This is a genomic window from Kribbella sp. NPDC056951, from assembly GCF_042674205.1.
GTDB lineage: Bacteria > Actinomycetota > Actinomycetes > Propionibacteriales > Kribbellaceae > Kribbella > Kribbella yunnanensis.
The window spans coordinates 859,342-872,383 of record NZ_JBHUQZ010000001.1 but is presented as its reverse complement, the minus strand read 5'-3'; the positions used below and the strand labels follow the sequence as shown (position 1 = coordinate 872,383).

7 protein-coding genes are annotated in these 13,042 nt (G+C 67.2%); 4 read left to right on the top strand and 3 right to left on the bottom strand.

What is annotated here, in order from left to right:
* Window positions 1–10 precede the first annotated feature (10 nt).
* Genes ACFTSF_RS04130 through ACFTSF_RS04115 form a run of 4 tightly spaced genes read left to right on the top strand, consistent with a single transcriptional unit; the run spans window position 11 to window position 6,420 of the window.
* Window positions 11–973, top strand: a complete 963-nt coding sequence (locus tag ACFTSF_RS04130; RefSeq protein WP_344153346.1) for a MoxR family ATPase — start codon at window positions 11–13, stop codon at window positions 971–973.
* A 27-nt stretch (window positions 974–1,000) separates the two neighbouring features.
* Window positions 1,001–2,995 (top strand): fibronectin type III domain-containing protein, encoded by a 1,995-nt coding sequence (locus tag ACFTSF_RS04125; protein ID WP_380152396.1) that lies wholly within the window; start codon window positions 1,001–1,003, stop codon window positions 2,993–2,995.
* 6 nt (window positions 2,996–3,001) lie between these two features.
* Window positions 3,002–4,138, top strand: a complete 1,137-nt coding sequence (locus tag ACFTSF_RS04120) for a DUF58 domain-containing protein (RefSeq protein WP_380152395.1) — start codon at window positions 3,002–3,004, stop codon at window positions 4,136–4,138.
* Window positions 4,135–6,420 (top strand): transglutaminaseTgpA domain-containing protein, encoded by a 2,286-nt coding sequence (locus tag ACFTSF_RS04115; RefSeq protein WP_380152394.1) that lies wholly within the window; start codon window positions 4,135–4,137, stop codon window positions 6,418–6,420. Before ACFTSF_RS04120 ends, ACFTSF_RS04115 begins: the two co-directional genes overlap by 4 nt.
* A 370-nt stretch (window positions 6,421–6,790) precedes the next feature.
* Here ACFTSF_RS04115 and treZ read toward each other — a convergent pair whose 3' ends face one another.
* Genes treZ through glgX form a run of 3 tightly spaced genes read right to left on the bottom strand, consistent with a single transcriptional unit; the run spans window position 6,791 to window position 13,036 of the window.
* Window positions 6,791–8,512 carry a malto-oligosyltrehalose trehalohydrolase gene (gene treZ, locus ACFTSF_RS04110; protein ID WP_380152393.1) on the bottom strand — a complete coding sequence of 574 codons (1,722 nt, stop codon included), beginning with the start codon at window positions 8,510–8,512 and terminating at the stop codon, window positions 6,791–6,793.
* A gap of 4 nt (window positions 8,513–8,516) precedes the next feature.
* Entirely contained in the window at window positions 8,517–10,922 is a 2,406-nt protein-coding gene (gene treY / locus ACFTSF_RS04105; RefSeq protein WP_380152392.1) for a malto-oligosyltrehalose synthase, read from the bottom strand.
* Window positions 10,919–13,036, bottom strand: coding sequence for a glycogen debranching protein GlgX (glgX, locus tag ACFTSF_RS04100; RefSeq protein ID WP_380152390.1), 2,118 nt, complete (start codon window positions 13,034–13,036; stop codon window positions 10,919–10,921). The genes treY and glgX overlap by 4 nt, the downstream gene beginning before the upstream one ends.
* Window positions 13,037–13,042: the final 6 nt, after the last annotated feature.

The window sequence follows — 13,042 nt, the reverse complement described above, 5'->3', positions numbered from 1 at the left end:
GAGTTGTTTGATGAGCGCGACTGTTCCGCCGGGTGAGGCTTACCGGCTGGTGGCCGACAACCTGGGCAAGGTGATCCACGGCAAGCCGGAGGTGATCCGGCTTGCGCTGACGGCGCTGTTTGCCGAGGGCCACCTGCTGATCGAGGACGTGCCGGGTCTCGGCAAGACCACGCTGGCACGCTGCATCGCCCGCAGCATCGACGCGACCTGGAACCGGATCCAGTTCACCCCGGACCTGCTCCCGGGTGACATCACCGGTGTCATGGTCTACCACCAGGGTAACGAGACGTTCGAGTTCCACCCGGGTGGCATCTTCGCCAACGTGGTGGTCGCCGACGAGATCAACCGCGGTACGCCGAAGACTCAGTCGGCGCTGCTCGAGGTGATGGCCGAGCGCCGGGTGACCGTCGACTCGAACACCCGCGCGGTCCCGGATCCATTCCTGGTCATCGGCACCCAGAACCCGATCGAGATGGAAGGCACGTACCGGCTGCCGGAAGCACAGCTGGACCGGTTCCTGATGCGGATCGAGATCGGTTACCCCGATCACGACGCCGAGGTCCGGATCGTGCTCGGCGACACCGGCCGGATCGGTCCGGACACCCTCAGCCCGGTGATCGACGTACCGGCTTTGCGGAACGCGATCGCCGCCGTCCGCTCGGTCCACGTCGACCCCGCGATCAGCTCGTACGCCGTCAAGCTCGCTGCCGCGACTCGCGAACACACCGCAGTCCGGTACGGCGCCAGTCCGCGCGGCAGTATCGCGTTGGTCCGGGCAGCGCGGGCGTACGCGGCGACGGACGGGCGCGCGTTCACGACACCCGATGACGTCAAGCAGGTCGCGCAGCCGGTCCTTGCGCATCGTCTCGTCCTCACGCCGGATGCCGAACTGAGCCAGCGGCCGCCGGCCTCCGTGGTCGACGAGGTCCTCGCCGCGACACCGGCGCCGACGGCAGGCGTCAACGCAGGCTGACACCTGCAAGCAACGGGGAGGACTGCGATGCAGATCATCGGGCGACGCAAGGCGGTGAACGGCGAAGTTACCGTTCCGCAGTGGCGTTCGCGCGCCACACTCGCCGGCGTCGTCGCGGTCTGCGTGGTGGCAACCACCCTGGCCGTGACTACGGCCGGCGCGGATTCGTCCGGGCAGAAGTTTCTGCAGTCCGGACACTTGGTCTACAACAGCACCATCGGCGCGGTCTTCCACATCGACGGCGGCAGCAAGCGCGCGGACGGCTCGGTGCCGGTCCCCGGGCTCGCGCCCGGAACGCAGGCTGTGCAGACCGATACGCGGGGGTATGTCCTGGCGCGCGGGAGCATCACCGGTTTTGAGAAGTCGACGCTGCGGGTCGACGGGCCTGAGGTCTCGCCGTCGGATGAGGTGCCGGTCGGCCTCAACGCTGCCGGTGTCGCGTACGCCGTCTATCGCGCGGCGGGATCGATTGTCCGCCTGGGGCCGACCGCTTTGACGTTGGGCAACAACAACGCGCTCGGGCAACCGGTCGTGACGCCCGATGGGACGCTGTGGGTGCAGCGGCTGCTCAGTGGTGAGCTTTGTCAGTTGCCTGCACAGGCTGGGCGGCTGACCTGTCCGGCCGAGCTTCAGCATGGCAATGTCGGGTCGCTGGCTGTGGTCGGCGATCAGGTTGTGTTCGTCGACACGACAGCCAGTCAGGTACGCACGGTCTCCGCGTCTGGGCTCGGTCGGCCGCTGGAGATTCCCGGGGTGACGTTGTCGCCGCAGTCGATCGTCGCGCCGAACGACGTCGACGGGCGGATCGCGATCGTCGAGCCCGGCAAGTCCCGGCTGCATCTGGTCGACACCGCGGCGATCACCGGGAAGCCCACCGCCGGATCGGCGACGGTCGAGAAGGCCTTGCCTCCTGGCAAGTTCACTCAGATCGCGTCGTCCGGGCATAACCTTGCGCTGGTCGACGAGAGCGGTAGCAAGCTCGTCACGTTGGATGCTGACGGCAACCAAAAGGACAGTCGGCCGATCCCGGGTCCGTCGGAGAAGGTCAAGCCGGGTAAGGACGATCGGCCGCTGCTCGTCCGCGGTGCGGATCAACGCCTGTACGTCGATACTGTCGGCGGGGAGCAGGCGCTGGTGGTGGACCGGGACGGCTCGGTGTCCGATCCGGTCCCGGCGTCGGGGCCGACCAAGAACCCGACGGCACCGGTCAAGCCTTCGGCGACTCCGACCACCAGTAAACCGCCGGTGCCGGATCCGAGCGTTCCGCCGCGGCGCACGATCGACCCCGGTGGCGACAGGACCACGCCACCGCGCCGGGTTGAGCCACCACGCCGTACTGAGCCTCCACGCCGGGTTGAGCCACCGCGCCGTACCGAACCGCCACGCACGGTGGAACCGCCGCGCACCCAGCAGCCGACCCGTCGGCCGACGCCTCCGCCACCTCTCGTTGCGACACCGGCCGCGGCACCGCTCTCGTTGCGTGCGGTCGCGGGCAACGGGCGGGTGTCGCTGACCTGGAAGCGGCCGAATCTGAACGGCGGCACGTTCCTCCGCTACAGCGTCTTCCGGGTGAACGACAGCGACCCCAACACGACGACCTCGGCCCGCTACACGTCCACCGGTTTGAAGGACGACACGCGGTACACGTTCCAGGTCCGCACTGTCACGCGCGGTTCCGACGGGAAGACGCTGATCGGGGCTGCCGCGACTGTCTCCGCGACGACGAACGAAGGCGCACAGCCGTCGATCCGGATCCGGAAGGGCCCTTTGTACACAGGTGAAGCCAACCAGTGTGACAACCCCAGCTACTGCTACTACATCCACATCACCGCCACCGGCCTGAAGCCCAACGCCACCTATACGTTCGCCGGCCACACGTCGAACTACGGCCTGCTGCACAGCGACAGCCTTCAGGTCGGACCGAACGGCAGCCTGACCGTCAACAAGTTCTACAACGACGACCGTGGTGGCGACGTCTGGGTGACGGTCGGCGACTACGAATCAAACCACGTGACCTGGTAGGCGGAGATGAGACTGACCGGGCGTGGAATCGCCGTACTGCTGGGCTCGATCGCGTTGTACGCGCTGGGCGAGCTGGCCGGGTATGCGCTCTTCCGGGCGCTGGCCGGGATCGGGCTCGGTGCGGTGCTCGCGGCCGTCGTACTGACGTTGCGGCAGCCGCAGGTGACGGTTCAGCGGGTGTTGTCGCCGGATCGGGTCGAACGCGGTCGGCCGGCGCTCGCGACGCTGCGGGTGCGGAATGAGGGGACGCGGCGGCAAGCGTCGTTCTCGGCACGGGACTCGGCGGGGGCGGCGTGGAAGGAGGTTCGGGTTCGCCAGCTCGGTCTTGGGATCGAGGCGACGTACCGGTATGAGCTCCCGACCTCGCACCGCGGTCGGATCGAGGTTGGTCCGCTGACGCTCGAGCGGCGGGATCCACTCGGGCTCACCCGGAACAGCAAGGCAACCGGTGAAGTCGGGACCCTGTGGGTGCACCCGCGCCGGCATCCGACCAAGACCGTCGTCGCCGGGCGTCCGCGGCACCACCACGTCGGCCGTACGGCGGACGACTCGCTCCGGGGTTCGGCCGATCTGCGCGATGTTCGGCCTTACGTGGTCGGCGACGAGGTCCGCCACCTGCACTGGAAGGCAACCGCGCGAACCGGCCAGCTCATGGTCCGCGACTACGCCGACCCAGACCAGCCACGCCTGACTGTCCTACTAGACACCCGCACCGAACCGTTGCCCAAAGCCACTTTCGAGGAAGCCGTCGAGGTAGCCGCCTCAATCCTGTTCGCAGCCTCCACCGCCGGCCACCGCTGCCGCTTCGTCACCACCGCCGGCGCCGACTTCGCCGCACCAGGTGGTGCGGTCGCGTCGCGCATGTTCCTCGACGAACTGTGCATCGTCCAACAACGCGACGACCGGTCAGCCCTGGTACCACCCGTCCTCACCACCGGTACGTCGGCCGGCGGCGCGATCGTAGTCGTCACCGGCGCCCACGGTTCGGCCACCGACCTGGCGCCCCTCCTCACCCGCTATTCATCCGTAACCGCCATCGGCCTAGGCCCCCTACAAGGAGTAGCTCCCATCCTCGGAGCCCAAGTAATCCTCGCCACCACCGCCCAAGAAGCCCTAACCCAGTGGACAGGAGTACTCCGATGAGCCGGGAGGAGGACGCGGCGAAGGCCGGCCGGCTCGCCTCGGCGGCGGATGCGGCGAAGCCCGGGCGGGCTACCGCGGCGGCGAGGCCCGGGCGGCCTGCCTCGGAGGTTGAGGCGGGGAGGGACGGGCGGACTGGCTCGGCGTCGACTCCTCCCGCGAATACTCGTCGCACGGTGGCGGGGTTGGGTGGGGTTCTGCTTGGGGGGCTTTGTTTTGCTCCTGTGTTTGGGGTTCGGCATTTGTGGGTGCCGGTTGGGTTGGTTTGTTTGGTGTCGGCGGTGGTGGCGGAGGTTTGTCGGCGGCGGGTGGGGTTGCTTGGTTGGCGGCCGTTGCTGGTGGTGGTTGGCGGGGTGCTGGCGATTGTCGAGTCGGTGCTTCAGGCAACTACCTTGGGTGGACTGCCTACGCTCTCGTCCATCCGCGCACTGGGGAATGAGTTGACCGCGTGGCGACTGACACTTGAGTCGACCTGGCCGGCGCGACCCGAACCCGAGCTGCTGATCTTCGTTCCGTTGCTCGCCCTGGTCGCGTGCGTGTTGACGATCGAGCTACTTGATCGCGCCCCACCGCTGGTCGCCCTCCTACCCGCGATCGGCGTCGTCGGGGTGAGCCAGTTGTACGTCGCTGCCGAAGGCGTCACGGCTGTCCTCGTCGCGGTTGGCTTCGGGCTGCTGGTGATTGCGGTGCTGATTCCCGACCACTTCGAGTACCGGAAGCTCACCCCGTGGGCGATGACGGCGGTGGTCACGCTCGCGGCGGTCGCGTGCGGGTTCGTGGTGAGCACGATCGACCCGCACGGGCGGACGCCGTACTCGCTGCAGCGGGTGCAGTCGGCGACAGCACCGACAAGTCGGCAGGCGAGTCCGCTGGATGAGCTGGCCGGGCGGCTGAGCCCGTCGGCCCGGGACAAGGTCGTGTTCAAGTACCAGACGGCCGAGCCAGTAGATCGCTGGCGACTCGTCGCGCTCGACAGCTTCGACGGGGTCAACTGGACGGCCGACCACCCGCTGCTGCGGATGGGATCCCAGCTCGCCCCCGGTCCCGAAGTACGAGTGGACACGACGACGCGGCGCGCGCTGATCCGGACCGACGATGCCTTGGACGGCCCGTGGCTGCCCGGGCAGCTCTCCCCGGAGACCATCGGCAACGCCGCCGATCCGCAGGTGGAGCCGATCGGCAGCACGCTCGTCGTACCGGAGCGCCCCGACTACTACAACCTCGCCTGGGCCGAGCCGGAGATCGACGCGGACTACCTGAGCACAGCCGGAGTCGACAGCACCGCGCCCGGCGGTCTCAACGACATGGGTCCGCTTCCAACCGAGATCGCCAACCTCAACCCACTGGAAGGCAAGCGGGCCACCATGGCGACCGCGATCGCTCTGGAGAAGTACTTCCGCACGAACTACCGACTCGCGAGCGCGAACAGCTCACCGCCGACCGGCTACAGCTGGCCGCAGCTGAAGGAGTTCCTGGGCAAAACCAAGAACGTCGGCAGCAGCGAACAGTTCGCCGCCGCGTACGTCGCTTTGGCCCGCCAGAACTCGATTCCCGCGCGACTCGTCGTCGGCTTCCGCGCACCCGCGAAGCCCGACGCGGCCGGCTGGTACACAGTCACCAACAAAGACGCCTACGCCTGGCCCGAGGTCGCTGTCGCGGGAGTCGGCTGGTGGCCGCTCGACCCGGCCGTCGGCGCCCAGACCGGTAGCAGCACCACGAACCCGACCGGCGCGGCAGCCTCCATCACCGACGAGGCCCGCAAATCCATCCCGGACATCAAGAAGATCCAGGACCCCGAGACGCGACCGCCCTCCGGCGACGAGGCAGACGACGCGAACTCCGGAAGCTTCCACCTCCCGCTGTCCCAGATCTTCGCGGTCTCGGCGGCACTCCTGCTGCTCTGGCTAGGCGGCGTACCGCTGCTGAAGCAGCTACGGGCACAACGACGTCGCCGGCGCTCAGGCAGTGCAGCGGTGGTCGGCGCGTGGGCCGAGGCGCGGGACCGCATCCGGGCGCACGGCATCCCAGTCACCTCAGGCATGACAGTTCGCGACCTCGCCCATGCGGCTCGCGATCTGCCGGACACCGGTCCGGGCCTCGGAAGTGTCGCGCTGGCGGTCGATCACGCGCTCTGGTCCGGTGGCCCGACCACTCCGGACGTGGCCGAGCAGGCCTGGACCGGTGTCCACGCCGTCCGCCGGGCACTGCGCTCCCGGCCGTGGCTGGATCGGTTCCAGGCCGCACTCGAACTACGCACCCTGATCCCAGGGTTGCGACAGAAGTAGGTTGGCCAGGTCTGGCGGGCCGTACCAACCCTCAGAAGATGTTCAGCTGCGTTTGGGTTTGTCGTGGGCGGCGGGCCGGCGATCGTGCTGGGCCGCTGCCGAATCGGTGGTCCGTGGAGCCGGGCAGACCGGGCCGCGGGGCACCGGGCCCCCGCCGAGCCTTCGGCTCTTCCACTGTTTCTCGTCGTAATCGTAGTAGGTGTCGACGCCTCCGACTGTCATCTGTGTCCTCCCGTCGCCGCTGCTCACACTGCTGGCGGATTCCACACTCGGTTACCGGGAGTCCAGAGACAAGCGATTCCGGAAATCGACACCGAAGAACAAACTCGAACGCCGTCTTCTGTGCGTTTCCGCAGTAAATACGAGAGATTCAGCCGACCAGAACCACCGCGACCGTATGCCCTGACATACGCACCCCCGTTGCGAGCAGCTCCGGTTCGCCGAAAGCCAGCAACACATACGACGTTCCATCGATCGGCACGACCTGCTGAGAAGTACTCAGGTTCACCACCACACGCAGGTTCCCGCGATTCACCACCAGCCACCCAGGACCTTCGGCGACACTCACCGAACTGAGCTTGTCGTCCTTCAATTCGGGAGTGCGGGCCCGCAATGCCAGCAGGTCGCGATACCAAGTCAGCAACTCACGATGCGGCGACTCGTCCACCTCAGACCAGTTGAGGATCGAACTACGCCAGGTCGCCGGGTCCTGCGGATCCGGGATCTCCTCGGCATCCCACCCGAAGGCGGCGAATTCCTGCCGCCGCCCGGTCCGCACAGCCTCGGCCAGCGCCGGCTCGTCATGGTCGGTGAAGTAGCGCCACGGCGTCGACGCACCCCACTCCTCGCCCATGAACAACATCGGCGTGTACGGCGAAGTGAGCACCAGCGCGGCCCCGATCGCATACTGCCCCGGGGTCAGCGCCGGCCGATCACCAAGAGCCCGGTTGCCGATCTGATCGTGGTCCGACGTGTAAGCGAGGAACTGCCCACCCCGATGGATGACCGGATCAACCGGGCGACCCCAATCCTTCCCGCGGAACGACGAGTACGCCCCGTCATGCAGGAAGACCTGCGTCAGCACCTTCGCGAATACCCCGGGCGCGGCGAAGTCGGCGTAGTACCCGGCACTCTCGCCAGTCAGCAGCGTGTGCAGCGCATGGTGGAAGTCGTCGTTCCACTGCGCAGTCATCCCCCGACCGCCCTCAACGACTGGCTCCACCATCTGTGGGTCGTTCAGATCGGACTCAGCGACCAGTCCGAGCGGACGGCCGAGCTCTTCAGCCAGTCTGGCGGTTTCGGTCGACAGCTGGGCCAGTAGGTGCGTAGGACTCTCGTCCAGCAACGCATGTACGGCGTCCAGTCGCAGAGCGTCGATGTGGAAGTCGCGGAACCACCTGAGCGCGTTATCGCAGATGAACCGCCGTACTTCGGTGCTACCGGTGTCATCCAGGTTGACGGCCGGTCCCCACGGCGTGGTGTGGCGATCGGTGAAGTACGGACCGAAGGAGTCCAGGTAGTTTCCACTCGGACCGAGGTGGTTGTAGACCACGTCGAGACAGACTGCCAGTCCGACCTCGTGACACCGATTCACGAACGCCTGCAGGGCTTCCGGACCACCGTAGGGTTCGTGGACGGCGTACAGGTCGACACCGTCGTACCCCCACCCGTGGCGACCGGGGAACGCGGCCACCGGCATCAGGGAGATGACCTCAACCCCCAGCAGCACCAGGTAATCCAGGTGATCCGCAGCCGCGGCCAGTGTCCCCTCAGGTGTGAAAGTGCCGATGTGTAGTTCGTAAAAGACCGCACCGCGCACATCACGCCCACCCCACGAGCTGTCGGTCCAGTGGAAGCGGCTGACATCGAAGACGCGACTGAAGCCGTGGACACCGTCAGGCTGCCAAGGACTGCGTGGATCCGGCAGGGGTTCACTGCCGTCGACGGTGAACGCGTAGTCCGTGCCATGGTGCGCTTCGACCACATCGCGCACCCACCAGCCGTCAGCACCCGAGTGCATCGGCAGTACGCCGTCTCGCAGAACCAAGTCAACCGATGAGGCCTGCGGCGCCCAGACGCTGAAGGTGTGCAAGTGCTCAGCTCCTCACGAGCAGCGCCACCGGGAGGTCCTCCAGCAGCTCCTGGATCCGAGCAGCTCCACTACCCACGACCCGGCCGGTCAACACGTTCTTCCACTCACCACTCGGCAGTACGACGGTGCCGTCGCCCCAACCGCCCAGTCGATGCAGGGCGGCCGGGAGTCGAGTGGCGATCGCGATGACCGCGTCACCACGCGCAAACGCCACCGCGTGCCCGTTAGACGTGGGCAGCGGGGTGTAACCACCGGCAAACGCCTCCGGGTACTGCCGCCGCAGTCGCAGCGCCCGCGCGGTCACCAGCAGCTTCTCGTCGGACAGGTCATCCGGCCGCGCGCCCTCATCCAACCGACGCAGCCGTTCCACCCGGTCCGAGTAGTCGACCGCACGCCGGTTGTCCGGGTCCACCAGCGACAGGTCGACCAGCTCGGTCCCCTGGTACACATCCGGTACGCCGGGCATCGTCAACTGCACCAGCTTCTGACCGAGCGTCGCCGCCCGCACGAACTCGGTCTGCTTCGCGACAAAGCGCCGTACCGCCTCGAGCACTGCAGAGTCAGCCAGGACTGCGGTCACGAAGCTAGCGACGGCCTGCTCGTACTCTTCGTCGGTCTCGGTCCAGGTGGTGTGCCGTTTGGCTTCCCGGATCGCCTTCAGCAGGTAGGCCTGCAGGCGGTCCTCAGCGATCGGCCCATCACCCCAGGTGCCGAACAGGGTCTGCCAGAACAGGTACTCCGTGCTTCCGTCGAGCAGCGGACTGCGGTGGTCCTCGGATAGCCGCCGCCACTCGCGCACGGCCTCCGCCCACGCGGCCGGCTGCTCGGACAGCACACCAAGCCGCGCCCGCACGTCTTCAGAACGCTTGGTGTCGTGAGTCGACAGCGTGGTCATCGTCCGCGGCCAACGTCGGTTCAGCTGCGCAGAGAAGGCGTGGAACTCCTCCGGTGTCACGCCGAAGTGCTCCGGATCGCCGCCGACCTCGTTGAGCGAGGACAGCCGGAACCATCGGTAGAACGCAGTGTCCTCAACGCCCTTGGCCATCACCGGCCCACAGGTCTGCTGGAAGCGCACGATCAGCTCATGCCGCGCATGCTCGTCAATCCGGCTCGCAGTGCCCGTCTCCCGGCCCAGGAGCAGATGCAGTACGACGTCCAGCGTCTCCTGCCGGTCCTCGTCCAGGTGCTCACGTGCCTTGGTTGCAGCGCGTTCCAACGCCCGCACCGCTGTCGGCGCCGGCTGCTCCCCCGGTACGACGTACGCGCGGTAGATGTCGAAGTGGACGAGCAGCTCGGCCACCACCTCGTGGAACGCCCGCCTGGTGTGATCACGCAGTCGAACGTCGTCCTGACAGATGCGAGCCAGCAACTCGACCAGCCGGTGCACCTCGGCGTACTGGCCGTGTTTGACGATCTCCCGCTTCGCCTCCACCACCATCGGGCTGAAGTCGGCCGGCTGGCCGGTGAGCTCAGAGTGCAACGCAGCAAGGGGTGCTGCACCCGCAGGGTCGACAAAGAGACCGCCAACCCGCAGTAGGGCGTCATAGCCCGTCGTACCGGCGCAGGGCCAGTCGTGCGGCAGCTCTTCGTCGCCTTCGAGGATCTTCTCCACCACAACCCACGCACCGCCGGTCCGCTCGGCCAGCCGACGCAAGTAGCCGCGTGGATCGGCCAGACCGTCCGGGTGGTCGATGCGGAAGCCGTTCAGCTTCCCTGCGTGCAAAAGCTCGAACAGCAAGGCATGTGTGGCTTCGAAGACCTCCTGCGTCTCCACGCGAACCGCAGCGAGCGTGTCCACGTCGAAGAAGCGCCGGTAGTTCAGCTCCTCGTCAGCGACCCGCCAGTGCGCCAGCCGGTACCACTGCTCGGTCACCAGCTCCGCGATCGGCAAACCCTCCGTACCAGGCCGCAGCGGGTACTCGTGCTCGTAGTACCGCAGTACGTCGCCGTCCACCGACAACTCGCCCTCTGCGAGCACCTGGCCGAGCCGGTGCCCCAGAACCGCCATCAGCAGCGGCTGGTTCCCCGAACCCCAGTCGACGTCGAACCATTCGGCGTACGGCGATCCCGGGCCGTCCCGCAGCACAGACCACAGCGCCTTGTTCAGCCGAGCCGGTGTCGGTACGGCGACGTGGTTCGGCACCACATCCGCGATCGCACCCATCCGGTGCTCAGCCAGCCGAGCCGAGAGCCGTTCGAACGCCGGCCGGCCACCCATCGGCTCCGACAACCGGCTGTGGTCCACCACGTCGTACCCATGGGTGGATCCGGGCGCAGCCTGCAGAATCGGAGACAGGTAAGCGTGAGAGATCCCGAGGCTACTCAGGTACGGGACCATCGCGGCCGCGTCCTCGAATCCGAACTCGGCGCGCAACTGCAGCCGGTACGTCGCCTGCGGGATCTGACTCATCCTGCGGTCCGTCGGGGCCGGGTCAGCACCAGCATGCCGTGATCCTCGATCCGGATCGTGCTGCCGGCCGCGTGCTCGCCGTCCTCGGACCGGCCGGTCGGTCGGACTGTGTCGACCACGACCGACCAGGACTCGCCGAACTCGGCACCCGGGAGCAGGAAGTCCTCGGGCTCGTAGTTGCTGTTCAGCAGGATCAGGAACGAGTCGTCGACGACCGGCTCCCCGCGCGGGTCCGGCTCGGAGATCGCGTCCCCGTTGAGGAAGACGGCCACCGCACGAGCATCGTCGCGGCTCCAGTCGCCGTCCTGCATCTCCTTGCCGTCCGGGGTGAACCAGACCAGGTCACCCAGCCCGTCGACCCCCTGGTCGCCGTGGAAGAACCGGCGGCGCCGGAAGACCGGGTGCTCGTTGCGCAGCCGGACCAGCTCACCGGTGAACTCCAGCAGGTCCTTCTGCTCCTCGTCGAGATCCCAGTTCACCCAGGCGAGCTCGTTGTCCTGGCAGTAGACGTTGTTGTTCCCCGACTGCGACCGCCCCAGCTCGTCGCCGTGCGCGAGCATCGGGACGCCCTGCGAGATCAGCAGCGTGGCCAGGAAGTTGCGCTGCTGCTTGGCCCGCAGCTTCAGCACTGAAGCGTCGTCGGTCGGACCCTCGACACCGCAGTTCCAGGAGCGGTTGTGGCCCTCGCCGTCCTTGCCGCCCTCACCGTTCGCCTCGTTGTGTTTCTCGTTGTAGGACACGAGATCCCGCAGCGTGAACCCGTCGTGCGCGGTGACGAAGTTGATACTCGCCAGCGGCCTCCGGCTGTCGTCGCGGTACAGGTCCGACGAGCCGGTCAGCCGGGAGCCGAACTCGGCCAGCGTGTACTTCTCGCCGCGCCAGAAATCCCGGACCGTGTCGCGGTACTTACCGTTCCACTCCGTCCACAGCGGCGGGAAGTTGCCCACCTGGTAGCCGCCGTCGCCGACGTCCCACGGCTCGGCGATCAGCTTCACCTGGCTGACCACCGGGTCCTGCTGGACCAGGTCGAAGAAGGCCGACAGCCGGTCCACTTCGTGGAACTGGCGGGCCAGCGTCGAGGCCAGATCGAACCGGAACCCGTCCACGCGCATCTCGGTGACCCAGTACCGCAGCGAGTCCATGATCAGCTGCAGCACGTGCGGGTGCCGCATCAGCAGGCTGTTCCCGGTACCGGTCGTGTCGTAGTAGTGCGATTTGTCCGAGTCCACCAGCCGGTAGTACGCCGCGTTGTCGATGCCCTTGAACGACAGCGTCGGCCCGAACTCGTTGCCCTCAGCAGTGTGGTTGTAGACGACGTCGAGGATCACCTCGATATCGGCCTCGTGCAGCGCCTGCACCATGGTCTTGAACTCGGTCACCTGCTGACCGCGGCTACCCAGCGACGAGTAGGCGTTGTGCGGGGCGAAGAAGCCGATGGTGTTGTAGCCCCAGTAGTTCGTGAGGTTCAGCTCCTGCAGGTGACCGTCCTGAGCGAACTGGTGCACCGGCATCAGCTCGATCGCGGTCACCCCGAGCTCCTTCAGGTGCTCGATGATCGCGGGGTGCCCGATCCCGGCGTACGTGCCGCGGATCTCCTCCGGCAGGCCCGGGTGCGTCTTGGTCAGGCCCTTGACGTGCGCCTCGTAGATCACCGTCTCGTGGTACGCGTGCCCCGGCGGCCGGTCGTTGCCCCAGTCGAAGAACGGGTTGGTGACGACCGAGAGCATGGTGTGCTCGCGGTTGTCCATCGTGTTCAGCTCACCGGGGTTGCCGAACCGGTAGCTGAACAGTGACTCGTCCCCGTCGACCTGTCCGTCGATCGCCTTCGCGTACGGGTCCAGTAGCAGCTTGGACGCGTTGCACCGGTGCCCCTCGGCCGGGTTGAACGGCCCGTGCACCCGGAACCCGTACCGCTGTCCCGGCTGTACCGACGGCAGGTAGGCGTGGTGCACGAACCCGTCCACCTCGGTCAGCTGCACCAGCTGCTCGGTCCCGTCGTCACCGATGAGGGCCAGGTCAACTCGCTCAGCCACCTCCGAGAACACCGCGAAGTTGGTCCCGGAACCGTCGTACGTGGCTCCGAGGGGATAGGGACGACCTGGCCATTTCTGCACCAGAAG

Bases quoted from the DNA above. Each gene is read 5' to 3' on its own strand.
- ACFTSF_RS04120 (WP_380152395.1), top strand. From the start codon at position 3,002: ATGAGACTGACCGGGCGTGGAATCGCCGTACTGCTGGGCTCGATCGCG.
- treY (WP_380152392.1), bottom strand. From the start codon at position 10,922: ATGAGTCAGATCCCGCAGGCGACGTACCGGCTGCAGTTGCGCGCCGAG.
- ACFTSF_RS04115 (WP_380152394.1), top strand. From the start codon at position 4,135: ATGAGCCGGGAGGAGGACGCGGCGAAGGCCGGCCGGCTCGCCTCGGCG.
- ACFTSF_RS04125 (WP_380152396.1), top strand. From the start codon at position 1,001: ATGCAGATCATCGGGCGACGCAAGGCGGTGAACGGCGAAGTTACCGTT.
- ACFTSF_RS04130 (WP_344153346.1), top strand. From the start codon at position 11: ATGAGCGCGACTGTTCCGCCGGGTGAGGCTTACCGGCTGGTGGCCGAC.